At 52.8% G+C, this 26046-nt stretch carries 25 protein-coding genes; 8 read left to right on the forward strand and 17 right to left on the reverse strand.

The genetic code is table 11. The annotated features are described in order from the left end of the window. The 8 genes from FDX11_RS08070 to rppH all read right to left on the reverse strand — a co-directional run bounded on the left by FDX11_RS08070 (position 1) and on the right by rppH (position 6577). Positions 1-324, reverse strand: coding sequence for a prepilin-type N-terminal cleavage/methylation domain-containing protein (locus FDX11_RS08070; RefSeq protein WP_042310774.1), 324 nt, complete (start codon positions 322-324; stop codon positions 1-3). After that, on the reverse strand, positions 309-716 hold the full coding sequence (locus tag FDX11_RS08075) for a DUF2509 family protein (RefSeq protein ID WP_137397734.1): 408 nt from the start codon (positions 714-716) through the stop codon (positions 309-311). The genes FDX11_RS08070 and FDX11_RS08075 overlap by 16 nt, the downstream gene beginning before the upstream one ends. Continuing rightward, on the reverse strand, positions 713-1276 hold the full coding sequence (locus FDX11_RS08080) for a prepilin peptidase-dependent protein (protein WP_137397735.1): 564 nt from the start codon (positions 1274-1276) through the stop codon (positions 713-715). Before FDX11_RS08080 ends, FDX11_RS08075 begins: the two co-directional genes overlap by 4 nt. After that, the gene (locus tag FDX11_RS08085) at positions 1267-1737 is read right to left on the reverse strand and encodes a prepilin peptidase-dependent protein (protein ID WP_137349449.1); all 471 of its coding nucleotides are present in this window, start codon (positions 1735-1737) and stop codon (positions 1267-1269) included. Before FDX11_RS08085 ends, FDX11_RS08080 begins: the two co-directional genes overlap by 10 nt. A 184-nt stretch (positions 1738-1921) precedes the next feature. Further along, complete coding sequence (gene thyA / locus FDX11_RS08090; protein ID WP_003033990.1) at positions 1922-2716, reverse strand: thymidylate synthase; 795 nt, start codon at positions 2714-2716, stop codon at positions 1922-1924. Positions 2717-2722: 6 nt separating this feature from the next. Beyond that, on the reverse strand, positions 2723-3598 hold the full coding sequence (lgt, locus tag FDX11_RS08095) for a prolipoprotein diacylglyceryl transferase (RefSeq protein WP_042310782.1): 876 nt from the start codon (positions 3596-3598) through the stop codon (positions 2723-2725). A 189-nt stretch (positions 3599-3787) separates the two neighbouring features. Then, on the reverse strand, positions 3788-6034 hold the full coding sequence (gene ptsP / locus FDX11_RS08100; RefSeq protein WP_042310784.1) for a phosphoenolpyruvate--protein phosphotransferase: 2247 nt from the start codon (positions 6032-6034) through the stop codon (positions 3788-3790). 12 nt (positions 6035-6046) lie between these two features. After that, positions 6047-6577, reverse strand: a complete 531-nt coding sequence (rppH, locus tag FDX11_RS08105) for an RNA pyrophosphohydrolase (protein WP_042310785.1) — start codon at positions 6575-6577, stop codon at positions 6047-6049. A 684-nt stretch (positions 6578-7261) separates the two neighbouring features. On the opposite strand from rppH, the gene mutH reads away from it, so the two are divergent. The 4 genes from mutH to FDX11_RS08125 all read left to right on the forward strand — a co-directional run bounded on the left by mutH (position 7262) and on the right by FDX11_RS08125 (position 10257). After that, on the forward strand, positions 7262-7957 hold the full coding sequence (mutH, locus tag FDX11_RS08110; RefSeq protein ID WP_042310787.1) for a DNA mismatch repair endonuclease MutH: 696 nt from the start codon (positions 7262-7264) through the stop codon (positions 7955-7957). 75 nt (positions 7958-8032) lie between these two features. After that, positions 8033-8746 carry a TerC family protein gene (locus FDX11_RS08115; protein ID WP_038633330.1) on the forward strand — a complete coding sequence of 238 codons (714 nt, stop codon included), beginning with the start codon at positions 8033-8035 and terminating at the stop codon, positions 8744-8746. Positions 8747-8891: 145 nt separating this feature from the next. Beyond that, positions 8892-9110: a lipoprotein YgdR gene (gene ygdR / locus FDX11_RS08120; RefSeq protein ID WP_038633333.1), complete on the forward strand. Its 219-nt coding sequence runs from the start codon at positions 8892-8894 to the stop codon at positions 9108-9110. A 106-nt stretch (positions 9111-9216) separates the two neighbouring features. After that, on the forward strand, positions 9217-10257 hold the full coding sequence (locus FDX11_RS08125) for an NADP(H)-dependent aldo-keto reductase (protein ID WP_042310789.1): 1041 nt from the start codon (positions 9217-9219) through the stop codon (positions 10255-10257). Between the two features lie 84 nt (positions 10258-10341). Here FDX11_RS08125 and lplT read toward each other — a convergent pair whose 3' ends face one another. Then, a complete protein-coding gene (gene lplT, locus FDX11_RS08130) occupies positions 10342-11535 on the reverse strand; it encodes a lysophospholipid transporter LplT (protein WP_137397736.1) in 1194 nt (397 codons plus the stop codon). Further along, complete coding sequence (gene aas, locus FDX11_RS08135) at positions 11528-13687, reverse strand: bifunctional acyl-ACP--phospholipid O-acyltransferase/long-chain-fatty-acid--ACP ligase (RefSeq protein ID WP_137397737.1); 2160 nt, start codon at positions 13685-13687, stop codon at positions 11528-11530. The genes lplT and aas overlap by 8 nt, the downstream gene beginning before the upstream one ends. A gap of 597 nt (positions 13688-14284) precedes the next feature. On the opposite strand from aas, the gene galR reads away from it, so the two are divergent. Then, a complete protein-coding gene (gene galR, locus FDX11_RS08145; RefSeq protein ID WP_042310793.1) occupies positions 14285-15313 on the forward strand; it encodes an HTH-type transcriptional regulator GalR in 1029 nt (342 codons plus the stop codon). A 13-nt stretch (positions 15314-15326) separates the two neighbouring features. Then, positions 15327-16337: a LacI family DNA-binding transcriptional regulator gene (locus FDX11_RS08150; protein ID WP_042310796.1), complete on the forward strand. Its 1011-nt coding sequence runs from the start codon at positions 15327-15329 to the stop codon at positions 16335-16337. 44 nt (positions 16338-16381) lie between these two features. On the opposite strand, the gene lysA is transcribed toward FDX11_RS08150, so the two are convergent. Beyond that, the gene (gene lysA, locus FDX11_RS08155; RefSeq protein WP_137397738.1) at positions 16382-17638 is read right to left on the reverse strand and encodes a diaminopimelate decarboxylase; all 1257 of its coding nucleotides are present in this window, start codon (positions 17636-17638) and stop codon (positions 16382-16384) included. A gap of 118 nt (positions 17639-17756) precedes the next feature. On the opposite strand from lysA, the gene FDX11_RS08160 reads away from it, so the two are divergent. Further along, the gene (locus tag FDX11_RS08160; protein ID WP_137397739.1) at positions 17757-18692 is read left to right on the forward strand and encodes a LysR family transcriptional regulator; all 936 of its coding nucleotides are present in this window, start codon (positions 17757-17759) and stop codon (positions 18690-18692) included. Here FDX11_RS08160 and FDX11_RS08165 read toward each other — a convergent pair. Further along, a complete protein-coding gene (locus FDX11_RS08165; protein WP_042310799.1) occupies positions 18664-19371 on the reverse strand; it encodes an aspartate/glutamate racemase in 708 nt (235 codons plus the stop codon). The genes FDX11_RS08160 and FDX11_RS08165 overlap by 29 nt on opposite strands. Positions 19372-19512: 141 nt before the next feature. Here FDX11_RS08165 and FDX11_RS08170 point away from each other — a divergent pair, with 141 nt between their 5' ends. Next, complete coding sequence (locus FDX11_RS08170) at positions 19513-19839, forward strand: cupin domain-containing protein (protein ID WP_038633354.1); 327 nt, start codon at positions 19513-19515, stop codon at positions 19837-19839. A gap of 105 nt (positions 19840-19944) precedes the next feature. On the opposite strand, the gene araE is transcribed toward FDX11_RS08170, so the two are convergent. The 5 genes from araE to FDX11_RS08195 form a co-directional block, all read right to left on the reverse strand. Beyond that, complete coding sequence (araE, locus tag FDX11_RS08175) at positions 19945-21363, reverse strand: arabinose-proton symporter AraE (RefSeq protein ID WP_042310805.1); 1419 nt, start codon at positions 21361-21363, stop codon at positions 19945-19947. A 315-nt stretch (positions 21364-21678) separates the two neighbouring features. Continuing rightward, complete coding sequence (gene kduD, locus FDX11_RS08180) at positions 21679-22440, reverse strand: 2-dehydro-3-deoxy-D-gluconate 5-dehydrogenase KduD (RefSeq protein ID WP_003033923.1); 762 nt, start codon at positions 22438-22440, stop codon at positions 21679-21681. A gap of 58 nt (positions 22441-22498) precedes the next feature. Next, a complete protein-coding gene (kduI, locus tag FDX11_RS08185; protein ID WP_042310807.1) occupies positions 22499-23335 on the reverse strand; it encodes a 5-dehydro-4-deoxy-D-glucuronate isomerase in 837 nt (278 codons plus the stop codon). 482 nt (positions 23336-23817) lie between these two features. Then, positions 23818-24996, reverse strand: a complete 1179-nt coding sequence (locus FDX11_RS08190) for an acetyl-CoA C-acetyltransferase (RefSeq protein ID WP_032944867.1) — start codon at positions 24994-24996, stop codon at positions 23818-23820. Between the two features lie 102 nt (positions 24997-25098). Further along, a complete protein-coding gene (locus FDX11_RS08195) occupies positions 25099-25983 on the reverse strand; it encodes a LysR family transcriptional regulator (protein ID WP_079226043.1) in 885 nt (294 codons plus the stop codon). Positions 25984-26046: the final 63 nt, after the last annotated feature.

Raw genomic sequence — 26046 nt, forward strand, 5'->3', positions numbered from 1 at the left:
CTACTGACGGTTCGGGCAATGCAGACGTGTCATTTGACCTTGCCTGCCCAGGGGTGAAGAAATTTTAACGCTGATGCTGACACATCCTGCTCCCGTTGTCTGCATTCGGTTAACCTGCCAGTTCACAGGTGGTGAAAACGGATACAGCTGGGTTTGTTGCCAGGCGTGACGCCAGAGTTGCTGATACTGGTTTCTGACGATAAAACTGTTCATCAACGCCCGCTGGTATCCCGATAGTGCGGTCACAACCATGATCATCAGCACCATTGCCAACATCACTTCCGGCAGGCTAAAACCACGTTGTCTGTTCAGGGGATCTGGCATAACGCTACCGCCTTTAACGGACAAAAATCGCTCCAGCCATGCGGCGAAAATTTGATATTGCCATCGATAACCTCTCCCTGACGCCATAGCGATACCTCTTCATAATGAGCGATAAGCAGCACGGAAGTCTCAGTAAGTCGTCGCAGGCAAACCGCGGCATCCTGCCCGGTATAACGCCGACACTGTACCGTCGGTTGTAAGCCCCAGGACTGCATGCGTCCCCATTCGATGGCCGATTGCACTACCGCCTGCCGCTGCAAAGACCGACTTTCCGATGTAACACGCGATGCGAAGCTCGCTTCTTGTCGGCTAACACCCTGCAGTAACAGGCTGCCGAGCACCAGCAATAGCAGAACCATCGCCAGAGATGAAACACCTCGCTCACGATTCACAGGTTGAAACCTGTCACACTGTAAAAGGCTTCAATGACTTTTTGTGGTTCGACGTTGCTCACTCCACGCAAACGCAACGTAAGGAGTGGTTGAAATCCGCGAATATTCACGCGCTCAACCTGAAATGCCTCAATCTGAATGGTGGCCGGATCGGTCATTTTCTCCCACCCTTTTCCATTACAACCAGTTGCTCCCCGCAGGGTCTCCAGTACTTTGTCCTGTAAACGAAATCCGATGACATCAGCCTCTTTCGCGGGACTATTCTCCCAAACGCCGTTACCGTTGGCATCCCAACGGGCAATGACACAGTCGCCCTTAGCCGACATCACCAGTCCCTCTCCGACACAGGTTCCCCGGCAATACCCTGCCCGCTGAAGATGTTTTGCCACGGTATAGAGCCGCTGCCATATTTCATCTTCCAGCGCTAACTGGCGCGTGTTGCACAGAATATCTCGCTGCAGAGCAGGTAAAAATCGCGCAGCGCTAAGCAGTAAAATGCTGGTGATCGCCATAGCAATGAGCACCTCCAGCAGTGAAAAACCCCGCTCGTTTACTGACATGACCTGGCCTCATCGCGTTCGCAAAGTCTGATTCGCCCCCAGCCTGACACCATCACGCGCCATTCCCCTGTCGCATTTTTCAGGCGAATATGTCCAGCCCATGCCGTATTGCGCAGCCCAAAAAAGGCCAGTGAAGGTGTTATCTCTGCCATTTCGACATCGTCCCATAGCGGTGCAAACACCAGGGGTGAAGTTGGTTTACACCCGTCTTGTAAAGCAGCAGAACTGACCAGACACCAGGATGAACCATCCCGCATCACGCTGATGACGTGATCGCGGTTACGCCAGTTAGCATCTTCACGTAGTTGCAGCAGGTAATCCCGCACCTGACAGGCGGTCTGCCACAGGCGCTGTTGTTGTTGCCAGTACTGCCAACCATACAACCCGGACGCGCCAAGCGCCGCGACAATCAGCATCGCAATCAGGGTTTCGAGAAGCGTGTAGCCTTGTTGTTTTTTCATGCCGCCAGTATGGCGCGAGGAAAATGAATAACGAGCGGGAAATTCGGTTTCTACGGCGAGCTACGAGGAATATTTGACGCGTTGCAGAGCGTTGCAATATTTCAGGAACCGGCGCCGAAGAATGAAATGACAGACAAAAAAAACCGACGCGCGAAGGCGTCGGTTATGACAACATGAAGCTCGGTTAGATAGCTACTGGCGCTTTAATACCTGGATGCGGATCGTAGCCTTCAATTTCGAAATCTTCGAAACGATAATCAAAGATAGATTCAGGCTTACGTTTGATGACCAGCTTCGGCAACGCGCGCGGTTCGCGGCTAAGCTGCAGATGCGTTTGATCCATATGATTGCTGTACAGGTGCGTGTCGCCGCCGGTCCAGACAAAATCGCCCACTTCAAGGTCGCACTGCTGCGCCATCATGTGTACCAGTAAGGCGTAGCTGGCAATGTTGAACGGCAGACCGAGGAACACATCACATGAACGTTGATACAGCTGGCAAGAGAGCTTGCCATCCGCCACATAGAACTGGAAGAAAGCATGGCACGGCGCCAGCGCCATCTTATCCAGCTCACCAACGTTCCATGCCGAAACGATGATGCGGCGAGAATCCGGGTCATTTTTCAGCTGGTTTAGCACCGTGGTGATCTGGTCAATATGGCGACCGTCCGGCGTTGGCCACGCGCGCCACTGTTTGCCATAAACCGGGCCTAAATTACCGTTTTCATCCGCCCATTCATCCCAGATTGAGACATTGTTCTCATGCAGGTAGGCAACGTTAGTGTCACCCTGCAAGAACCACAGCAGCTCATGAATGATCGAGCGTAAATGGCAGCGTTTGGTCGTAACCAGCGGGAACCCTTCCTGCAGGTTAAAACGCATCTGATGGCCAAAAATGGAAAGCGTTCCGGTTCCGGTACGGTCGTTTTTCTGTGTGCCTTCATCCAGCACTTTTTGCATCAGTTCTAAATACTGTTTCATGGTTCCTCAGGAAACGTGTTGCTGTGGGCTACGGCGGTACGCCCAAACCATCATAATAATGCCTGCGACAATCATCGGGATAGAGAGGATCTGTCCCATGCTGATGTACTGCACCCAGGTGCCGGTAAACTGTGCATCCGGCTGGCGGAAGAATTCAACGATAATACGAAACGCGCCATAACCAATCAGGAAAAGACCGGACACAGCCCCCATAGGACGAGGCTTGCGAATGTACAGGTTCAGAATGATAAACAGTACAACCCCTTCCAGCGCCATCTCATAAAGCTGAGATGCGTGACGCGGCAGCGAGCCGTAGGTATCAAAAATAGACTGCCACTGCGGGTTGCTTTGCAGCAGTAAAATATCTTCGGTACGGGAACCCGGGAATAGCATGGCATACTTGAAATTCGGGTCGACGCGTCCCCACAGTTCACCGTTGATAAAGTTGCCCAGACGCCCTGCTCCCAGACCAAACGGGATCAGCGGAGCGATGAAATCAGAAACCTGGAAGAACGAACGCTTGGTGCGTCTGGCGAAGATAATCATCACCAGAATCACACCGATAAGCCCGCCGTGGAAGGACATGCCGCCATCCCAAACGCGGAACAGATACAGCGGATTATCGAGGAACAATGGGAAGTTATAGAACAGTACGTAACCAATACGCCCACCGAGGAAAACCCCGAGGAAGCCTGCATACAGTAAGTTTTCTACTTCATTTTTAGTCCAGCCACTACCCGGCCGATTAGCACGGCGCGTCGCCAGCCACATCGCGAAAATAAAACCCACCAAATACATCAAGCCGTACCAGTGAAGCGCGACGGGTCCGATTGAGAAAATGACCGGATCGAAATCCGGAAAATGCAGATAGCTACTGGTCATCTGTCACCACAAGTTCTTGTTATTTCGCTGAAGTCAGACAGCAATTGATAAGCGCGCCTGCATAATGCAGGCGCTCCAAAGGTGCGAATGATAGCACAAGGGGATCGCAGCGGATGCCGGGAAGATGTAAAAGATCTGTATAGGTAATCTTTACCCCCATAATGCCTGATAGCGTTACGCTTATCAGGCCTACAATCCCCCGCGAATCAATCCCCCCATGCCACGGCGCTCCATAAAGGCCGCCACCTGATGGCGTACTTCTGCCGCCATCTGCGCTTCCAGGCTGCGCTGGGCCAGCGTTTGCGCCTCGCCAAAATCAATATGGCGCAGCAGATATTTCACGCGGGCCACGGATCGACCGTTCATTGACAAATGACGGAAACCCAGGCCGACCAGAATGGCCACGCACATCGGGTCACCCGCCATTTCACCGCATAAGCGCAAGTCGATACCGCTTCTTTCAGCTTCCTGCGCAATCATCGCCAGCGCACGTAGCATCCCCGGATGCAGGCTGTCATAAATGCTGGCCACCCGCGTATTGTTACGATCGACGGCCAGAATGTATTGGGTAAGATCGTTGGTTCCGACCGAGATAAAGTCTATCCGGTTAGCCAGATGCGGCAGCATAAACACCATCGACGGAACTTCCAGCATGATGCCGATGCGCGGTTTCGGGATTGCGTAACCGATCATCTCTTCCACTTCACGTCCGGCGCGTTCAATCAGGCGTCGCGCTTCGTCCACTTCATCAATACTGGTCACCATCGGCAGCAAAATGCTCAGGTTACCGGTTGCCGCGTTCGCACGCAGCATGGCCCGGACCTGGATCAAAAAGATCTCCGGTTGATCGAGCGTAATGCGGATCCCTCGCCAGCCAAGGCATGGGTTTTCTTCACTGATCGGCATATAGGGCAGCTGTTTATCGGCCCCGACATCCAGCGTCCGCAGAGTCACTGGCTTGTCGTTAAACATTTGCAGCATCCCTTGATACTGCGCAACCTGTTCTTCTTCCGAAGGAAAACCGCTTTGCAGCATGAAAGGTATTTCTGTGCGATACAGACCAATGCCATCGATCCGGCTGCCCAGCTTCTCTTCATGTTCCGGGCTGAGACCCGCATTGAGCATCACCTTCACGCGCTCGCCGCTTTTTAACTGCGCCGGCTGATTGACGTCATCTTCCGCCAGGCGGCTCAGCTCAATCTCTTCGCTGATAAGACGCTGGTATTCCTGGACCAATACCGGTTCCGGATCGACCAGAACTTCGCCTCGATAACCATCCACCACCAGCGTTCGCCGGTGTAGCACTGACGGCTGGATATCTGCCCCCATGACGGTAGGAATACCCAGCGCACGCACCATAATTGCCGCATGAGAGTTGGCTGCGCCGTCCCGGACAACCACGCCGACTAACCGGTCCTGGGGAAGTTCCGCCAGCGTGGTCGCGGAAAGCTCATCCGCCACCAGCACAAAACGTTCCGGCCAGGCATTCGGTCCCTGGATCGAGTCGTCAAGATGAAATAGCAGACGCTGGCCCAGCGCGCGTAAATCTCCGGCCCGCTCTTTGAGGTAGTTATCGCTCAGCGCGGCAAACTGTTCGGCAAATTTTTCGATGATCGTTTTAACGGCCCACTCAGCCACCGAGCCGTTATCCACTTCCGCAAACAGTTCGCGGCGCAGACGGGTATCGGAAAGCAGGTGCGAGTAGAGATCAAAGATCGCCGCCGTTTCTTTCTGCGCCCCGGCGGTAAAACGCTTGCTGTAACGGCGGAATTCGTTCGCCGCTTCTTCCAGCGCGCCGGTCAGCCGCTCACGTTCGAGCACGGGATCCAGCGTTGAAGCCTGATAAACCTGCTCCATCAGCGGTAGCGTCGCATCCTGCCAGCCTTCGGCAATGGCTACACCGGGAGCAGCAGGCAATGCACGGATACGCGTTTGCCGATATTGGCCGAACAACGCATTCAGTTGCGACTGGGAAAGTATGGCCGCCATTTGCGTGGCGAGCGTTACCAGGAAAGACTCTTCGCTTTCGTCGTACTGACGTAATTCACGCTGCTGCACCACCAGCACACCCAAGAGCTGACGACGCTGAATAATCGGTACGCCTAAGAACGCACGAAAGCGCTCTTCTTTTACCGAAGGGATGTATTTAAAGCTGGGATGTTTTTGCGCATCGGCGAGGTTGATAGGTTCCGCCAGCCTGCCAACCAGGCCAACGATACCTTCATCAAACGCGAGTGCGACAGTGCGACCACGGGGTTTTTTCAGACCCCGTGTCGCCATGAGGTAATAACAACGTCGGTCGTGATCGGCCAGATAGACCGAGCAGACCTCTGTATCCATCGCAAGACAGATGTCGGTAACCAGTATATTAAGCGCCTCATTAAGACGCGGAGCACTGGCCACCTTTTCGACTATTTCGCGCAGGCGGGTGAGCATAATTTGCGTAGCTTAACCTCTTTTACGTCTGTACGCAGGTGCGCTTTGCGGTTTAGGAGTGGCCTCCTGAAGCGCCATAACAACACTTGCGAATTCTTTCATCACCCTGCGATAGACATCGCGTTTAAATGACACCACCTGTCGAACCGGATACCAGTAACTCACCCAGCGCCAGCCGTCGAACTCAGGTGTACTGCTGGTTTGCATATTGATTTCAGCATCGCTGCTGACCAATTGCAGAAGAAACCATTTTTGTTTCTGGCCGATACAAACCGGCTTTGTGTCCCAACGCACCAAACGTTTCGGTAACTTGTAACGCAACCAGTTACGAGTAGAAGCAAGGATCCGTACATCTTTACGGCTGAGACCCACTTCTTCAAAGAGTTCCCGGTACATCGCCTGCTCTGCTGTCTCTCCTGCGTTTATCCCACCTTGAGGGAATTGCCAGGAGTGCTGACCAAATCGCCGGGCCCACATGACCTGCCCCTGGCGGTTACAAATTACTATCCCTACATTCGGGCGGTAGCCATCGTCATCAATCACCGGACTACCTCAATATAAACCTTATATACAAATGATTGTTTCACACTACTGAGAGGCGGTAAACCACTCTGTTAAGGGTGCGATATTCTAATAACAATTGAATAACTCACAGCGAAGGCCCGAGTTATAAACAGAAGAAGAGCATTCAGGGCGATTTTATTCACCTTTTCTGTGGATATAGTTGTGAAGAAGTACGGAATTACTATGGAAAAACCCAGAACAGACCGAATAAGACATTCGTCACATATAAAAAATAGTCTTCTTTATTCATTAAGTTAAAAACGATCTCCACCAACAGACACACATAAATGTGATGTGTATCACGCGCACGATCTTCAGGCTGATGAAAGATCGACCAGCGTTGGTTTTATCCACAGATTATGCCAATAAGTTAGGCACAATTTGTGTAAAAATTCGATTTTCGTCGCACGTCAAGGCTGTAAATTGAAACAGTAGTGGGGGTTTTTCACAGTTATCCCATCTTTCTGTGGATAACATGGTGTAAGATCCTGTTCATTGTCAGTGACCAGAATTGGAAAACCTACATTGCTGTTGCGCAACAACGCGCGCGTGAATATAAAAACCAATATAAATCAAATAATTGAATAAAGCATGTGGAAAAAGATAAACTCTGTCCACACGGTATAAAATCATTGCTCATTTTTTCACCTAAGGGTTAACCCGATGCCAGAACTCCATCCGTTACTTTCTCCGCCTGATTCTGAAGTCCAATTGCTGACCCAGGCGCGGCAGCTTGCGGGCTACTCGTTGGGAGAATTGGCGACCATGGCGGGACTCGTCACACCCAAGGATCTCAAGCGTGATAAAGGCTGGATTGGCGTCCTGCTGGAGATTTGGCTGGGCGCCAGCGCAGGCAGCAAGCCGGAGCAGGATTTTGCGGCGCTGGGCGTAGAGCTGAAAACGATCCCTGTGGATAGTCTTGGCAGACCGCTGGAAACCACCTTCGTGTGCGTGGCGCCGTTAACTGGCAATACTGGCGTCACCTGGGAAACCAGCCATGTGCGGCACAAACTTAAACGCGTACTGTGGATCCCGGTAGAGGGTGAACGCAGCATTCCACTGGCCGAACGTCGCGTCGGCTCGCCCTTGCTCTGGAGCCCGAACGACGAAGAAGAGCAGCAATTACGGCTGGACTGGGAAGAACTAATGGACATGATTGTACTAGGCCACGTCGAACGCATCACCGCTCGCCATGGGGAAGTGTTACAGCTGCGTCCCAAAGCCGCCAATGCCCGGGCGCTGACCGAAGCGATTGGCGCCAATGGCGAACCCATCCTGACCCTGCCACGCGGATTTTATCTGAAAAAGAACTTCACGCGCGCATTGCTTGAGCGGCATTTCTTATTCCAGCCGCAATAGGCACTGCCCGGCCTTTCACCCGCCGCGTTACGGGCCTATAATTACCGCTTCTTTTTTTTGGCAGGACTTTGCTCGATGTTATTTGCATGGATAACCGATCCTAACGCCTGGCTTGCGCTCGGTACGCTGACGCTGCTGGAGATCGTTCTTGGGATCGACAATATTATTTTCCTCTCTCTGGTTGTAGCCAAACTTCCGACAGCGCAACGCAATCATGCCCGACGTATTGGGCTGGCGGCAGCAATGATTATGCGTCTGGCGCTGCTGGCCTCTATCGCCTGGGTCACGCGACTGACAAACCCGTTGTTCGAGGTGTTTGGCGAGGCGATATCCGCGCGTGATCTGATCCTTCTGCTCGGCGGGTTGTTCCTGATCTGGAAAGCCAGCAAAGAGATCCACGAATCCATTGAAGGTGAGGAAGAGGGACTGAAAACCCGCGTCTCTTCGTTCCTGGGCGCGATTGTGCAGATCATGTTGTTAGACATTATCTTCAGTCTGGATTCCGTGATTACAGCGGTAGGCTTGTCTGACCATCTGTTTATCATGATGGCGGCGGTGGTGATTGCCGTAGGCGTGATGATGTTTGCTGCTCGCCCAATTGGTGAGTTTGTCGATCGTCACCCTTCAGTGAAAATGCTGGCGCTCTCTTTCCTGATTCTGGTCGGTTTTACGCTGATTCTGGAAAGTTTCGACGTCCACGTTCCGAAAGGATACATCTATTTCGCCATGTTCTTCTCTATCGCGGTAGAGACTTTGAATCTGTGGCGCAATAAAAAAAATCCGCTCTGATGAAATCTGTCGCTCCCTGCAAGGGGAGCGAATACCCCGCCGTACCTACCTCTTCTCACAGTTTAAGATTTTACTGCTTTCGTCATGCATAACTTCGCGTTATTACTAAACTATTGTCAGACGCAGGCCATGTGAGGATAAGCAGATGAAAAAATGGGCAGTTTTAATTTCCGCCGTAGGACTGGCTTTTGTAGTTTCTGGGTGCAGCAGCGATTATGTAATGGCGACAAAAGATGGTCGAATGATCCTGACCGACGGAAAACCAGAAATTGATGACGATACCGGTCTGGTGAGCTACCACGATCAGCAAGGCAACGCGATGCAGATCAACCGCGACGATGTATCTCAAATCATTGAACGCTGATGGTTGAGGTCAGCAACAGGCTGGCCTTAACAATTTTACTTCCCTTTTTCCCTTCCCTCAGCCATTTTTATAATCCTTATGTTGTGATTATAAAAAGGAAACGGCTATGCAATATCACCGTATACCCCACAGCTCGCTGGAAGTCAGTACACTGGGGCTGGGCACAATGACGTTTGGTGAACAAAACAGCGAAGCCGACGCCCATGCACAGCTCGATTATGCCGTGGCACAAGGCATAAATTTGATCGACGTTGCCGAGATGTATCCGGTACCGCCGCGTCCTGAAACCCAGGGGCTCACCGAAACTTACGTGGGCAACTGGCTCGCCAAACACGGTAGCCGCGAAAAGCTAATCGTGGCGTCGAAGGTCAGTGGACCATCACGTAACAACGACAGCGGCATTAGACCGAATCAGGCGCTAGACCGTAAAAATATCCGTGAAGCGCTGCACGACAGTCTGAAAAGACTGCAAACCGATTACCTGGATCTGTATCAGGTTCACTGGCCGCAGCGCCCCACTAACTGCTTTGGTAAGTTAGGCTACAGCTGGACGGACTCCGCGCCGGTCGTCTCCCTGCTGGATACGCTGGACGCGCTGGCTGAATTCCAACGCGCGGGGAAAATTCGCTACATCGGCGTTTCCAATGAAACCGCGTTTGGAGTGATGCGTTATCTGCATCTGGCGGACAAACACGATCTGCCGCGCATCGCCACTATCCAGAATCCCTACAGCCTGCTGAACCGTAGCTATGAAGTTGGACTGGCAGAAGTCAGCCAGTACGAAGGGGTTGAACTACTGGCCTATTCTTGCCTGGGCTTCGGTACGCTCACCGGTAAGTATCTGAACGGCGCGAAGCCTGCCGGCGCACGTAATACGTTGTTTAGCCGTTTCACGCGCTACAGCGGTGAGCAAACGCAAAAGGCCGTTGCAGCCTATGTGGATATCGCGAAACGCCATAATCTGGATCCTGCGCAAATGGCGCTGGCATTCGTGCGTCGTCAGCCGTTTGTCGCCAGCACCCTGCTGGGAGCAACGACGATGGAGCAGTTAAAAACAAACGTTGAAAGCCTGCATCTGGAGTTGAGCGAAGAAGTTCTGGCCGAGATTGAAGCGGTGCATCAGGTGTATACCTATCCTGCACCATAGCGGTTAGTGCCTGATGGCGCTACGCTTATCAGGCCTACAGAAAGCATTCCCTGTAGGCCGGATAAGGCAACTACACGTCACAGACTAATGGCGGCGCTGCCAAATCCATAGCGCCGCAATCGCCAGCGCAAACAGCGCGCCAAATCCAATACCAATCGCTACCGCCGGGATCCCTACCAGCACTGCCAGCGAGTAAATACCCAGCATCAGCAGCATCGCGCTGTTTTCACCCAGGTTTTGCACCGCAATCGCATTACCCGCACCGACGCTTTTCTTGCCCCGCTCCTGTAACAACGCATTCAGCGGCACCACAAAGAACCCGCCTGACACGCCGATAAGCATTAACAACGCGTAAGCCGGAAGCAGCGCATGTTGCAGCGAGAAGATCAGCACCACGACGCCAATCAGGATCCCCGCAGGCATACAGCGCGACACGGTTTCCAGCGTCACCAGCTTCGCCGCCGCACCCGCGCCGACCACAATCCCGATTGCCACCATGGCATTCAGGTAAGTAGGTGTGGCGTTATCAGTGATGCCCAGCGCCACCGGCACCCACAGCACCAACAGAAAACGCAGCGTGACGCCAGCGCCCCAAAAGAGGCTGGTTCCTACCAATGAGAAACGCGTTTCACCGTTACGCCACAGCGAAGTGGCCGCACAGAAAAAACTGCGGGTCATTTTCCCCAAATGCCAGGACTGGCCAGGGCGAGCCGCGGCCAGCCAGGGGATAAACAGGTTAGCCACCACGGCGCCCGCATAGGCCAGCGCACAGGCAGAAAGCGCAGCAATCACGTGCCAATCGGCCAGCACGCCGCCTGCCACAGAACCGAGCAAAATCGCGGCAATGGTGGAGGCTTCCATCAGGCCGTTAGCTTTCACCAGTTTGTCGCCAGTGGTCAGTTCACCGAGAATGCCATACTTGGCTGGTGAATATGCCGCCGCTCCGATCCCCACCAGCGTATAGCCGAGAAATGGATTCACGCCGAAACAAATACTCGCCGCGCCCAGCAGCTTCATGCCATTAGCGAACATCATCACCCGGCCTTTGGCAAAGCTGTCTGCCACCTGCCCGACAAAGGGCGCAAACAGGATGTAAGCGCCCACAAACACCATTTGCAGGATCGGCTGACTCCAGTCCGGATAAAATTGTTCCTTAAGCAAAGCCAGCGTGGCGAACAGTAAGGCGTTATCGCCAAACGCCGACAGGAACTGCGCGGCGATAACGGACATCATCCCTTTGGACCAGATAGAAGTGTTAGTGTACACTGACTCACTCATGTTGTTTTTCCGGCTCATCGACCCAGCTTTTCAGCGTAACAAAATCCGGCTTACCGCTGCCGAGTAATGGGAGTTGTTTCAGATGGCGAATATCACGCGGCACGGCAAGTTCAGGCACGCCATGCGCTCGCGCATACTGCTGCAGTTTTTCGCGCGTCAGTTCACTGTCGGTGGTGAACAGCACCAGCGCCTCGCCTTTGCTGGCATCGCTTTTGATCGCCGTGGCGTGCATTTTGTCTGCAGATACCGCCAGCGCCAGTTGCTCAACCATTTCCAGCGAGACCATCTCTCCGGCAATTTTAGCAAAACGCTTGGCGCGTCCCTGGATCTGCACAAAGCCGTTTTCATCAAAGCGCACGATGTCTCCGGTGTCATACCAGCCGTGCTCAATCTCACCCTGTGCATTTTCTGCCGTCGGCACTTCCAGCACGCCGGGTTTTTCGACACGCAAATAGCCGCTCATAATATTAGGGCCCTTCAGCTGTAAACGCCCTCCGTCCTCAATGCCAGGAACAGCTAACAGTCGGGCATCCATACCGGGTAAGATGCGCCCTACCGTTCCTGATTTCGCAGCCATCGGTACGTTGATCGACACCACCGGCGCACATTCCGTCACGCCATAGCCTTCAAGGACGCGCAGACCAAATTTCTCCTGCCACAGCTGTTTTGTGGTGTCTTGCAGTTTTTCCGCTCCCGCCACCACATAGCGCAGACGGTGAAAATCATAGGGATGCGCGAAACGAGCATAGTTGCCAAGGAACGTTGACGTACCAAACAGTACGGTGCAGTTCCGGTCGTAGACCAGTTCCGGCACAATGCGGTAATGCAGCGGGCTGGGATAAAGAAACACTTCTGCGCCGGTCAGCAGCGGCGTGAATAATCCCACCGTCAGACCAAAGGAGTGGAATAGCGGCAACGCAGACATAAAGCGGTCGTCGGCGGTGAAATCAGCGATGGTTTTAATCTGCTCGACGTTCGCCAGAATGCTCTTGTGGCTGTGTACCACACCTTTAGGATGACCTTCCGAGCCAGAGGTAAAGAGGATCACCGCAGCCTCTTCCGGCTGCTGTTTCACCTGCGCCAGATGCGGTGCCAGCAGATGCGAGAAAATCCACAGCTTATCGCTAAACGTCACATCGGCTTTCAGATCTTCCAGGTAAACCCAGCGCACCTGGGTGAGCTGTTCCGGTAAATGCCAAAGTTTGCCTTTATCGAGAAACTGTCGGGAAGTGAAGATAGTTTTGACTTCTGAAGCAGTAATGGCGCTGGTTAGCCCTTTTACACCTGCTGTATAGTTCATCATCGCCGGAATACGTCGACGCGCAATAGCGCCAAAAATGACCGCCGCGCTGATCCCCGCGTTTGGCAGCATCAGGCCTATTTTTTCACCCTCGGCGGTATATTTTTCCAGGATACGGGCCACAAACAGCGTCTTAGTCAGCAGTTTACGGTAGCTGTCCGGCGTAAAGTTAACATCTTCAATGCAGTTTTTGCCTGCGCCAAAGCGATATTTCGCCGCCAGCAGAGATTCGTAAAGTGTTTCACGCGGACGTACCGCCATGCGCGCTTCCATCATAATTTGATGCAGCATTTCACCCGCGATTTTGCGGCGATCGCGAGCACGCGGTGCTTCCGGCATCGGCATGTGGGTCGGCGGAAGGATGTGCAAGCGAATACGCGGGAAGAATCGCTGTTTAACCAGACCTTTCAGGCGACTAAAGCGTGACAACTCCGCGCCTTCGATGCGCACAGGAACCACCGTGGCCCCTGACTTTGCCGCGACAAACCCGGCGCCGTCATAGATTTTCATCAATGAACCGGTGGTCGAAATACGCCCTTCCGGGAAAATAACCACCGGACGCCCCTGCTCGACCAGGCGAACCAGATGTTTAATCGACATCGGTTTGGTCGGGTCTAACGGCACGAAATCAATCAGCGGAGTCAGCCAGCGCATGTACCATTGCTGACTAATAGAGGTGTAAACAGCAAAAACGGGGCGGATCGGTAAAAAAAGCGCCAGCAGGATGCCGTCGATAAATGAGACATGGTTGGGAGTAATTAGAACGCGTTCTCCCTGTAGCGCGCTGATATCGCCCGTGACGCGAACGCGGAAAAGCACGCGAAACAGATTACGAAAAAAGCCAAATAGCATCTCAACTCCCTGTGCCATTAATTACATAAACATTAATGTTGGGAGAGTATACGAGTTGGAGAGTGGGCGCGACAGGTAACTGGTGAATACAATCCGAAAAAAAACCTGCGCATCCGCGCAGGTCGGTGCAAGAGACAGGTACGAAGTGCGTACCGAATAATCTCACCAATCAATACCTCTGGGATCTTGATTGTGGTCGTCAGCAGCCAGATACGCCAGTGCGAAAACGCAAAGGAATGAACCCAAATGCAACGAGTTGTGTAAATTATCGGTTACTGTTACAGATAGGCCGAAGACAAAAAAAAACCTGCGCATCTGCGCAGGCTGGTGTAATTCTAGTGATCAACCCGAAAGTTGATTTCACCTATCAATACCTCTGGGATCCCAACTCTAGCAATCTGCTCAGTGCCCTCACCAGCGAACAATCGCAACAGCACATCGCAAAGTGTAAGTAAAAATTAGCGTTTTCTATTTTTTGTCTTACTTCGCTCGTGCGCGCTCACATTTGCGACGTCCTGACAGGCAATCTGCTTGAACAGCCAGCCATTTTCCGTAACACTGACACAATGTAAGCGTTTACCCACAACAGGTACTATCATGGCGACCATAAAGGATGTAGCCCGACTAGCTGGTGTATCAGTCGCCACCGTTTCTCGAGTGATTAATGACTCCCCCAAAGCCAGCGAAGCATCGCGTCTGGCCGTAACGAGTGCAATGGAATCACTCAGCTACCACCCCAACGCCAACGCGCGTGCGCTGGCGCAACAATCTACCGAAACCATCGGACTGGTGGTTGGTGATGTGTCAGATCCATTTTTTGGGGCAATGGTTAAAGCTGTCGAGCAGGTGGCCTATAACACCGGTAATTTTTTACTGATCGGCAACGGCTACCATAATGAACAGAAGGAACGTCAGGCGATTGAACAGCTCATTCGCCACCGCTGCGCTGCGCTTGTTGTCCACGCCAAAATCATCCCGGATGCAGACCTCGCTTCATTAATGAAGCAAATCCCCGGCATGGTATTGATCAACCGAATTCTGCCGGGATTCGAACAACGCTGTGTTGCCCTTGATGACCGCTTCGGCGCGTGGTTGGCTACCCGACACCTTATTCAGCAGGGCCATACGCGTATCGGTTATCTGTGCTCCAATCACACTATTTCAGATGCGGAGGATCGCCTGCAAGGCTATTACGATGCGCTGACGGAGAGCAATATACCGATTAACGATCGGCTGGTGACCTTTGGCGAACCAGATGAGAGCGGCGGTGAGCAGGCCATGACCGAGTTGCTTGGCCGTGGCAAAAACTTCACGGCAGTAGCCTGCTATAACGACTCCATGGCGGCTGGCGCGATGGGCGTGTTAAATGATAACGGCATTGATGTACCAGGCGAAATTTCCCTGATCGGCTTCGATGATGTGCTGGTTTCCCGCTATGTGCGTCCACGTCTGACCACGGTACGCTATCCGATAGTGACGATGGCAACCCAGGCCGCTGAACTGGCGCTGGCGCTGGCGGAAAAGCGACCCACGCCTGAAATCACCCACGTATTTAACCCAACTCTGGTGCGCCGCCATTCCGTTTCGACGCTGACAGAGCCGGGCAATTCTTCGTCAAACGATTAACCAGGATAGCGTCATGACCACGATGTTGGACGTTTCACGACACGCTGGCGTCTCAAAAGCGACCGTTTCGCGCGTGCTGAATGGTACGGGTCAGGTAAAAGAGAGTACGCGCCAGAAAGTGTTTAAGGCCATGCAGGCACTTGATTATCGACCCAATTTTTTAGCGCGCTCTTTGGCGAACCGTACCAGCAACAGCATTGGCCTGGTGGTTTCCACGTTTGATGGATTCTACTTTGGACGCCTGCTGCAACAGGCTTCGCGCCAGACGGAATCTCACGGTAAGCAGTTGATCGTCACCGACGGCCACGACACGCCGGAGCGTGAACAGGAAGCCGTGCAAATGCTGGCCGACAGGCAGTGTGATGCCATTATTCTCTATACCCGTTATATGAGTGAACAGGCGATTATGTCGCTAATGAACAGCATTGCTATGCCGTTGCTGGTCATTAACCGTGATGTCAGTCAGGCCCGCGATCGCGCGATTTTCTTTGAACAGGAAGAAGCCGCGTTCCAGGCGGTCAATTATCTGATCTCCCAGGGGCATAACGATATTGCCTGCATCACCGTGCCGGGCCATACCCCTACCGGTAAATCACGTTTGATGGGATATCGTAAGGCGCTGGAAAAAAACGGTATTCCCTGGGATCCCGACAAGGTCAAATACGGCGACTCCACAATGACGCGAGGCTATGAAGCCTGCCGTGAACTGCTGGAGGAAGGGGTGACATTCAGCGCCCTGTTCGCCTGTAACGATGACATGGCATTAGGTGCATCAAAAGCGTTGCATCAGGCTGGCCTGAAGATCCCAACGGACGTCTCGCTGTTTGGTTTTGATGATGCGCCCAGCGCCAAATGGCTGGAACCGGGGCTTTCTACCGTTTATCTGCCGATTGACGCCATGATAACAACGGCAATTGACCAGGCTATCCGTCTGGCCAACGGTGAGAGCGTAGAGCCGATCCCACCGTTTACCGGCAAACTAGTGTTGCGGGAATCGGTGACAACGGGTCCGTATTACGAATAGTGCCGGATGGCGCAAGCGCCATCCGCCGTTTCACAACGCTATATTCAGATTAACTCCAGCGCCAGTAGCTCATCAATCGTCTGGCGACGACGGATCAGTCGCGCCACACCATTATCAAACAACACCTCCGGCAGCAGCGGACGGCTATTGTAATTTGACGACATTGACGCGCCGTACGCCCCGGTGTCGTGCAGCACCAGATAATCCCCCGGCACTACCGCTGGCAACAGACGGGTTTCCACATTTCCGCCTTCCTGCTGGGTAAAGACGTCGCCGGACTCACACAGCGGCCCGGCCACTACGGTTTCTATTTGCACGGCTTGCTCCAGCGAACGACCATCTCCCGCCAGCGCGGAAATATGGTGATAGCTACCGTACATCGCCGGGCGCATCAAATCGTTGAAGCCTACGTCAATCAGCACAAAGTGACGGCTGCCCATCGCTTTTACGCTGCGCACCTGCGCCACCAGCACGCCAGCTTCCGCGACCAGAAAACGGCCCGGTTCGATCTCCAGTTTGACAGCGTGACCCAGATGACGCGCAATTTGATCGCGCGCGGCGTTCCATAACCCAAAGTAATGATCGGTATCGATCGCCTCTTCGCCCTCACGATACGGGATCGACAGCCCGCCGCCCGCGGAGATCGCCTCCAGATCCTGACCAAACTCGACAACCTGACGCACCATCGCGCCGCATACCTGTTCCAGATGGCCGTAGTCCACGCCGGATCCAATATGCATATGAATACCCACCAACTTCAACTGATAGCGCTGGATCACTTCCAGCGCCGCCGGTAGATCGCTGTACCAGATACCGTGCTTGCTGTTCTCGCCGCCGGTGTTGGTTTTTTGACTGTGTCCATGACCAAAACCAGGATTCACGCGCAGCCACACGCGATGGCCCGGCGAAAGCTGACCCAGTTGTTCCAGCATATCCACCGATCCAGCATTTACCGGAATGCTCAATTCATGCACCCGGGCGAGCGTCGCGTCATCGATCATATCGGCGGTAAAGACTATCTCATCTTGTCCCGGCTCAAAGCCCGCCGCCAGCGCGCGTTCAATTTCGCCCAGCGAGACGGAATCGACCTTCACGCCCTGCTCGCGCATCAGGCGCAGAATATGAATATTTGAGCATGCCTTCTGGGCAAAACGCACCACGTCAAACTGGCTCAGTTTGGCAATCTGCGCGCGGATAATCTGTGCATCATACACCCACACCGGGCAGCCAAATTCAGCGGGCAGGCGTAGCAGGTTGGCGGCGGTGAGATCGGTATCAGTGCTGTTGAGTGGGCGTGGCATGATGTGCTCCGGTATTGGCTTTTTTATGATTACGCCACAGGCCAGAAAGAATAAAAAATATCGTTTTATCGTGAGTCTATGCAAAAATGATATGGCTTACATCATTCGAGGATTACTCATGCCCGCCGTTAACCTGCGCCATATTGAAATTTTTCATGCCATCATGACCGCAGGTAATCTGACGGAAGCCGCGCGGATGCTACATACCTCGCAGCCGACCGTCAGTCGGGAACTGGCCCGATTCGAGAAAGTGCTGGGATTAACGCTGTTCGAACGTTCGCGTGGCAGATTGCATCCGACCGTGCAAGGGTTACGTCTGTTTGAAGAAGTGCAACGTTCCTGGTATGGCCTGGACAGGATTGTGAGCGCCGCTGAAAGCCTGCGCGAATTTCGTCAGGGCGAATTATCGATTGTCTGCCTGCCGGTGTTCTCACAGTCTTTTTTACCACCGTTGCTGCAGCCATTCCTCGCACGCTACCCGCAGGTCAATATTCAGATAGTGCCGCAAGAGTCACCGTTGCTGGAAGAGTGGCTGTCGGCGCAGCGCCACGATCTGGGGATCACAGAAACCCTGCATACTCCCGCCGGCACTAAACGTACAGAATTGCTGGCGCTGGATGAAGTATGCGTGCTGCCACAGGGACATCCGCTGGCCGAGAAATCCGTGCTCACCCCCCAGGATTTTCAGGGCGAAAACTACATCAGCCTGTCGCGGACCGACAGTTACCGTCAGCTTCTGGATACCCTGTTTAATGAGCATCAGGTGAAACGTCGCATGGTAATAGAAACCCATAGCGCCGCTTCAATTTGTGCAATGATACGGGCGGGCGTAGGGATCTCGGTGGTCAATCCCTTAACGGCGCTGGATTACGCCAGTAGCGGGATCGTTATCCGCCGCTTCAGTATTTCGGTACCGTTTACGGTCAGCCTGATTCACCCGCTTCATCGCCCCGCCTCGGCGTTGGTCGATGCTTTTAGTGCGCATCTGCAAACCCATCTCCCGAGGCTTATCGATCCGCTGAACGCTATTTTGCATCCACAGACGAAAGCATAAACTCCACCGCATCTTGCGCATGGATAGCCGCAGTGTCGAAAACCGGTAGTGGGCTTAGCTCGGCTGGCACCAACAGACCAATCTCGGTACAGCCAAAAATTACCCCTTGCGCGCCCTGCTTAGCCAGTTGAGCAATCACACTGAGATAATAATCGCGGGACGTTTCATTGAATTCGCCGAGGCACAGCTCATCGAAAATAATCTGGTTTATTTTTTGCCGGTCGTTAACGTCAGGAATAAGTGTACTAATGCCAAATTCAGCCTGTAAGCGCCCACGGTAAAAATCCTGCTCCATGGTGTAGCGCGTACCCAGCAGCGCCACGTTGCTCATCTGCTGCTTTTGTATGGCGCGGCCAGTGGCATCAGCAATATGCAGGAACGGTACATCACAGGCGGTTGCAATCGCCTCAGCAACCTTGTGCATCGTGTTGGTACACAACACGATTCCCTCAGCACCCGCCTCCTGTAGCCCTCTGGCGGCCTGCGCGAGGATCTGCCCGGCCCGCAGCCAGTCGCCGCTGGACTGACAGGCTTCAATCTCATGAAAATCTACGCTGTGCAACAGAATCTGTGCTGAATGCAGGCCACCCAGACGCTGTTTTACCCCTTCATTAATGAGTCGATAATAAGGAATGGTGGATTCCCAGCTCATACCGCCTAACAGACCGATCGTCTTCATCGCTTCCCCTCATTCGTTGTTATCTCTCCAGTGAACCAAAGATGTGATCAACTTTCCACATTTGTTGGTGTGCATTTGTTTTTATACTTTGCTGGTATAAATTTAATGAAACAGTGTTTCATTAACTTACAGGAATGCCGGATGTTTATTTTTCATAAAGAGACCACGCTTGAAGATCTGGGCAATGGCGTTACCCGTCGCATTCTGGCTCACGACGGTAAAATGATGGCGGTTGAGGTGAACTTCGAGCAGGGAGCGATTGGTCCGCTGCACAACCATCCGCATGAACAGCTGACTTACGTTTTATCCGGTGAGTTTGAATTTACGATTGGGGAAGAAAAGCATGTCGTTTCTGCAGGCGACACCCTGTATAAACAGCCTAACATTATGCATGGCTGCGTCTGCTTAAAAGCAGGAACATTACTCGATACGTTCACCCCGATGCGCGACGATTTTCTGCACGGGTAATGTGTTCAAAAAAAATGCCGAGTAACGCTTGCGCTTACCCGGCCAGAACGAGACTTAATTCGTAGGCCGGATAAGGCAGAGCCGCATCCGGCACGTATGTCTGGCTTACACCCCAATATTTCTTAGCTTCTCACCCGACATCAGCTTGCGCTCGATGTGTTCCAGCGTGACGTTTTTGGTTTCTGGGATAAGCCAGAATGTAATACCGATAAAAGCGACGTTCAACGCGGTATACAGCCAGAACGTACCCGCCGCGCCAATGCTGTCGAGCAGCGTCAGGAACGTGGCGCCAATGATCATGTTCGACACCCAGTTGGTGGTGGTCGAGCAGGTAATACCAAAATCACGGCATTTCAGCGGCTGAATTTCCGAACACAGGATCCACACCACTGGCGCGGCGCTCATCGCGTAACCTGCAATGCACATCATGGTCATACCGACTGACAGCCAGGAAAGGCCACTGGAAGCCGTGCCGTTATCAAACTGCATCAGGCAATAGCCGAGTACCAGCGTCCCAATGGCCATCACGCTGAAACCAATTTTAAGCGCCGGTTTACGCCCCGCTTTGTCGACCGTGAAAACGGCAATAAAGGTGGCGAACATGAACGTTAAGCCAACCACCAGCGTGGCAATCATCTGCTGTTCGGTGGTGGTAAAGCCCGCCATTTTAAAAATGCGCGGCGCGTAGTACATGATGATATTCATCCCGGTGAACTGCTGCATCGCCTGCAACAACATTCCGAGGAAAACCGCGCGACGCACGTTACGGTTAATTTTAAATAGCGCCCAGCCGCCCTGCTTCAGCTTCAGGCTTTCACGGATTTCGTTCAGCTCATCGCGGGCTTTTTCTGACGTATCGCGCAGCATACGCAATACTTCTTCAGCTTCGATATGGCGACCTTTTTCCGCCAGCCAGCGCGGACTGTTCGGCAGGAAAACCACCAGGATAATCAGTAACACCGCCGGGAGCGCCAGCACCCCCAGCATCGCGCGCCAGTTACCGCTGTAGCTGAATGCCGTATCGGATAAGAAGGCCAGCACAATGCCCAGCGTAACCATCAGCTGGTACATACTGATCATCTTACCGCGCACATTCTCACTGGCCATTTCTGAGAGATACAGCGGCGCGGTGTAAGACGCGATACCCACAGCAACGCCCAGCACCACGCGGGCAAAAATGAGCATTTCAACGCTGGATGCCAACGCCGATCCCAGAGAACCGACGACAAAAAGGATCGCGCCCGCCATCAGACTGTATTTACGTCCCAGGCGGAATGACAGCCAACCATTAAACAGTGCGCCAATTGCCGCACCCAGCATCATGCTGCTCACCACCCACTCCTGCAGGCGGCTGGTCAGGACAAAGTGATCGGTAATGAAAGGCAACGCGCCCGCTATCACGCCAATATCCAGGCCGAATAACAATCCTGCGACAGCCGCAGAGATAGAGACAAACATATTCATACGTCGCGTATCGCGCACAGGGCGCGGCGCTAAAGCAGCATCATTATTTATTGAGACCATTTTTTCCTGCCAGATACAGAGTAAACCATGTCCCTGAAAGTAAGGGATCCCTTACATGAAGCGTCAGGCGGGAAACGGCAAAAACATGGATTAAATAGCTACACCACCTCGTTATGTGATGGATATTCCAATTTTAAAATTTATCAACAACCACTCAATTAAATTTAATTTATTGATATTAAAGAGGATTAAACATTACAAATTCATACATATATAATTATGTATGGATTAATTTATAGACAGAATATGGATTAAAATAACTTAAAACCAAAAAAAACCCTGCCAGATGACAGGGTTTGTTATTCAAAAAATGTATTAACGTGCCAGCCAGCCGCCGTCTACCGCAACGGTATAGCCGTTAATATAGTCAGACGCGCTGGACGCCAGGAACACGACAGGCCCCATCAGGTCGCTCGGCAGTCCCCAACGTCCTGCCGGAATACGATCGAGGATTTCTGCGCTACGCTGCTCATCAGCACGCAGCTGCTGAGTGTTGTTGGTCGCCATATAACCCGGCGCAATCGCGTTGACGTTGATGTTATGTTTTGCCCACTCGTTCGCCATCAGACGGGTGACGCCCATTACGCCGCTTTTAGACGCGGTGTAAGACGGAACGCGAATACCGCCCTGGAAAGAGAGCATAGAGGCGATATTGATAATTTTGCCGCCGTTACCCTGAGCGATAAAGTGCTTCGCCGCAGCCTGAGACATAAAGAATACGCTCTTAATGTTCAGGTTCATCACGTCATCCCAGTCTTTTTCGCTGAAGTCGATCGCATCGTCACGACGGATAAGGCCCGCATTGTTGACCAGAATATCGATATGGCCGAATTCTGCCACTGCGCGCTCCAGCAGCGCTGGAATACCATCAATTTGGCGCAGGTCGGCGGTCAGACTTAAAAAACGGCGACCCAGTGCGGTCACGCGTTCGATGGTTTCCGTCGGTTCAACAATGTTGATACCGACAATATCGCAACCCGCTTCCGCCAGACCCAGCGCCATACCCTGACCCAGGCCAGTGTCGCAACCGGTCACAACGGCGACTTTACCTTCAAGAGAGAATGCATTCAAAATCATTGTAAATCCTTAATTTTTTATAATGCCTGCCGCAGGCAGGCACGGCTGTCGCCCGCAACTAGCGCAGATCTTTGACGGCGACATGGTCCATATCATCAAAGACCTGGTTTTCACCAACCATGCCCCAAATGAACGTATAAGCTTTTGTGCCAACGCCTGAGTGAATAGACCAGCTCGGGGAAATCACCGCCTGCTCGTTGTGCATCACAATATGACGCGTTTCCTGAGGCTGTCCCATCATGTGGAAGACGCAGGTATCTTCTTCCATGTTGAAGTAGAAGTAGACTTCCATACGACGTTCATGGGTATGGCACGGCATGGTGTTCCACAGGTTGCCCGGCGCCAGCTCAGTCAGGCCCATGCTCAGCTGGCAGGTTTCCAGCACATCCGGTACAAAATATTTGTTGATGGTGCGACGATTACTGGTGAGGTTATCGCCCAGCGTCACTGGCGCAACGTCAGCAGGCGTGACTTTTTTGGTTGGATAAGTCGTGTGGGCCGGTGCGCAGTTGTAGTAAAACTTCGCCGGTTTCGCCGTATCAACGCTGGCAAACACAACTTCTTTTGCCCCTTTGCCGACGTACAGCGCATCACGATGACCAATTTCATAGCACTGACCGTCAACGGTAATCGTGCCCGGACCACCGATGTTAATCACACCCAGCTCACGGCGTTCAAGAAAATAGGTTACGCCCAGTTGTTTACCGACTTCGCCACCTACAGAGACAGTTTTGGCCACCGGCATAATGCCGCCAACAATAATACGGTCGATGTGGCTGTAAACCATGGTGTATTCATCTGCGACAAATACTTCTTCGACCAAAAACTCATTACGCAGCCCCTGAGTGTCGAGGGTTTTGGCATGCGCACTATGGATGCTTTGTCTTACGTCCACATTTACCTCCAGTGATAAATTGACCGTGAATGCTTTAACGAATAGCAAAACGCTGTTCCGTTTTATCTAATGCGCTCATGATATCCCTCCCGGATAGGGTTTTCAATTACAACTGAAACGTTGTTTCACTTTTTCCGCATCTTATTATCAAAAGTGTAGTTGCGATCACGCTCGGGCATATAAATCGTGGGAATATTTCAAATAAAATGATTTAAAACAATTAGATAGATTAAAACACAAAAGAGATAATCATTAGTGGCAGGGATAAGACATTGAAAATACAGCCGGGCACATACGATGTTCGCACACCTTTGCTGACAAAGTGCGCAGTCAATCACATGAAATGAAACAATGTTTTGATATATTGACGGCGTTTAGAGTGTATGTTTCTGTAACTGGCCTTGCCCTCCTGTTGGAGGGCTTTTTTATAGATGCCGGGGTAACACACAAAAAAGGCGTTTAAGAAGGGAAATCTAAGATCGTTAGTCTCGTTCGATAGCGAGCGCCACCCCTTGACCACCACCGATACACAGCGTTGCCAGCCCTTTGTGCGCCCGACGCTTCACCATTTCATGCACCAGCGAAACCAGTATACGACAACCCGATGCGCCAATCGGATGGCCAAGCGCGATAGCGCCGCCGTTCACATTTACCCGCCGTTCATCCCACTCCAGCATTTTCCCAACGGACAAGGCCTGCGCGGCGAAGGCTTCGTTGGCTTCGATCAGATCAACATCAGCCAGTTGCCAGCCCACACGCTCAAGGCAGCGGCGCGTCGCATACACTGGCGCAATCCCCATCAGCGCGGGATCGACCCCGACGCTGGCGAACGCGCGAATGCGGGCCAGCACCGGCAAATTCAGCTCCTGCGCTTTGGCCTCGCTCATCATCATCACCGCGGCGGCGCCATCGTTAATGGATGAGGCGTTCCCCGCGGTGACCGAACCGAGCCGATCAAAGGTAGGATCCAGACGCGCCAACCCTTCCGCACTGGCATCGGTACGCGGTTGCTCATCGGTATCCACTACGAATGATTGGCCATTACGCTGGGTCACCACCGGCACGATTTCATCTTTAAATCGTCCGGCATCGATGGCCATTCGTGCCTTGTGCTGCGAGTGCAGCGCGTAGGCATCCTGTAATTCACGGCTAATGCCGTATTCCCGCGCGAGGTTTTCTGCAGTGACGCCCATATGATAATCGTTGAAAGCATCCCACAGACCATCATGCACCAGGCTGTCGACCAGTTGACTGTTCCCCAGTTGTGCGCCAGTGCGGCTATCGGTAAGGACATGCGGCGCACGGCTCATATTCTCCTGTCCACCGGCAATCACAATGTCGGCTTCGCCGCATTGAATAGCCTGGGTCGCCAGATGCAGCGCTTTCAGCCCCGAACCACAAACATCGTTAATGGTGATGGCGGAAACGGTATTAGGTAGCCCACCATTGATGGCGGACTGACGGGCCGGGTTCTGCCCGGCACCTGCGGTAAGCACCTGCCCAAGGATCACTTCATCCACGGCGTGAACATCCACGCCCGTGCGTTCCAGCAACGCCTTGACCACCATGCTGCCTAACTCAACGGCAGAGTGGCGAGCCAGCGTTCCCTGGAAACAGCCGATCGGTGTCCTTAACGCCCCGACTATCACAACCTCTTTCATCACTACCTCAGCGCAAAATAACACCGCAATAGTAGATGATTGTTAAAAGTAGTTATCAAAGTTGTTTAAAAATGGTGATTTTTATCACAAAGGAATTTCGTATCATTTATTGGTCATCTGAACGCCACTCTGCTGTAAATGATCGCGCAGCCAACTTCCCGCCACGCCTGGCGGTGATTTCTTATTCCACAACAGATCGATAGAGATAGCCTTTGGCCAGCCGGGCACATGTAGTTGAACCAGCGGTTTTTCCGCTGCAAACTCTTCCACCAGTGCACAAGGGAGCGCGCACCAGCCGAATCCCTGAACCGCCATACTCAACAACAGCAAATAGTTAGGCGCCGACCAGACAGGACCGCGCACCACGTTGGTACTGCTTTCCAGGTAGGTATTCAGACGCAGTTCGCGCCAGGTGTGGAGTTGTTCCCATTGTAGTTTTTCCTGACACGCCAGCGGATGCGAGTCCGCAACGTACAACCCCATCCAGGATTGCATCGGCAGCCGCGTCACGCCCATGTCGGTCGGATAATCCTCTCTTGCCTCAATCAACCCGACCTGCGCGCGCCCTTTTTGCAGCAGATCGATCACGTCTTCATCTTCACCAATCAGACATTCAAACTCGGTATGCGGAAACTTGCGGTCAAACTGCACCATTAATTCTTCCAGCACATCCGGGTGCAGCGTGTCCGAAAGTACGAAGGTCAGGCGCGCTTCCGTTTCACCCGACAGCGAGATAGCCGCCTCATCGAGACGTTCGCTGGCCGTCAAAATTGCCTGCACATAGCCCAGCACCCGCTTACCTTCTTCGGTCAGCGTTGGCTGACGGGACGATCGGTCAAACAGCGCAAAACCAAGATCGGCTTCCAGATGCGCAATAGCCGTACTGATGGTGGACTGGCTTTTACGCAGTCGTCGGGCCGCGGCAGAAAATGAGCCGCAGGAAACGGTCTCTACAAATGCCGTTAATGCTTCAGGAGAGTAACGCATGAACTATCTACTTTATCGATGGATACTATCTTTTAGATATCACATAAAACGATAAAATTGCCA

Source organism: Citrobacter sp. wls714, assembly GCF_005281025.1.
In the GTDB taxonomy this organism is placed as follows: Bacteria; Pseudomonadota; Gammaproteobacteria; order Enterobacterales; family Enterobacteriaceae; genus Citrobacter; species Citrobacter werkmanii.

Bases quoted from the DNA above. Each gene is read 5' to 3' on its own strand.
- FDX11_RS08070 (WP_042310774.1), bottom strand. From the start codon at position 324: ATGCCAGATCCCCTGAACAGACAACGTGGTTTTAGCCTGCCGGAAGTG.
- FDX11_RS08080 (WP_137397735.1), bottom strand. From the start codon at position 1,276: ATGTCAGTAAACGAGCGGGGTTTTTCACTGCTGGAGGTGCTCATTGCT.
- FDX11_RS08085 (WP_137349449.1), bottom strand. From the start codon at position 1,737: ATGAAAAAACAACAAGGCTACACGCTTCTCGAAACCCTGATTGCGATG.
- thyA (WP_003033990.1), bottom strand. From the start codon at position 2,716: ATGAAACAGTATTTAGAACTGATGCAAAAAGTGCTGGATGAAGGCACA.
- lgt (WP_042310782.1), bottom strand. From the start codon at position 3,598: ATGACCAGTAGCTATCTGCATTTTCCGGATTTCGATCCGGTCATTTTC.
- ptsP (WP_042310784.1), bottom strand. From the start codon at position 6,034: ATGCTCACCCGCCTGCGCGAAATAGTCGAAAAGGTGGCCAGTGCTCCG.
- mutH (WP_042310787.1), top strand. From the start codon at position 7,262: ATGCCAGAACTCCATCCGTTACTTTCTCCGCCTGATTCTGAAGTCCAA.
- FDX11_RS08115 (WP_038633330.1), top strand. From the start codon at position 8,033: ATGTTATTTGCATGGATAACCGATCCTAACGCCTGGCTTGCGCTCGGT.
- ygdR (WP_038633333.1), top strand. From the start codon at position 8,892: ATGAAAAAATGGGCAGTTTTAATTTCCGCCGTAGGACTGGCTTTTGTA.
- FDX11_RS08125 (WP_042310789.1), top strand. From the start codon at position 9,217: ATGCAATATCACCGTATACCCCACAGCTCGCTGGAAGTCAGTACACTG.
- lplT (WP_137397736.1), bottom strand. From the start codon at position 11,535: ATGAGTGAGTCAGTGTACACTAACACTTCTATCTGGTCCAAAGGGATG.
- aas (WP_137397737.1), bottom strand. From the start codon at position 13,687: ATGCTATTTGGCTTTTTTCGTAATCTGTTTCGCGTGCTTTTCCGCGTT.
- galR (WP_042310793.1), top strand. From the start codon at position 14,285: ATGGCGACCATAAAGGATGTAGCCCGACTAGCTGGTGTATCAGTCGCC.
- FDX11_RS08150 (WP_042310796.1), top strand. From the start codon at position 15,327: ATGACCACGATGTTGGACGTTTCACGACACGCTGGCGTCTCAAAAGCG.
- lysA (WP_137397738.1), bottom strand. From the start codon at position 17,638: ATGCCACGCCCACTCAACAGCACTGATACCGATCTCACCGCCGCCAAC.
- FDX11_RS08160 (WP_137397739.1), top strand. From the start codon at position 17,757: ATGCCCGCCGTTAACCTGCGCCATATTGAAATTTTTCATGCCATCATG.
- FDX11_RS08165 (WP_042310799.1), bottom strand. From the start codon at position 19,371: ATGAAGACGATCGGTCTGTTAGGCGGTATGAGCTGGGAATCCACCATT.
- FDX11_RS08170 (WP_038633354.1), top strand. From the start codon at position 19,513: ATGTTTATTTTTCATAAAGAGACCACGCTTGAAGATCTGGGCAATGGC.
- araE (WP_042310805.1), bottom strand. From the start codon at position 21,363: ATGGTCTCAATAAATAATGATGCTGCTTTAGCGCCGCGCCCTGTGCGC.
- kduD (WP_003033923.1), bottom strand. From the start codon at position 22,440: ATGATTTTGAATGCATTCTCTCTTGAAGGTAAAGTCGCCGTTGTGACC.
- FDX11_RS08190 (WP_032944867.1), bottom strand. From the start codon at position 24,996: ATGAAAGAGGTTGTGATAGTCGGGGCGTTAAGGACACCGATCGGCTGT.
- FDX11_RS08195 (WP_079226043.1), bottom strand. From the start codon at position 25,983: ATGCGTTACTCTCCTGAAGCATTAACGGCATTTGTAGAGACCGTTTCC.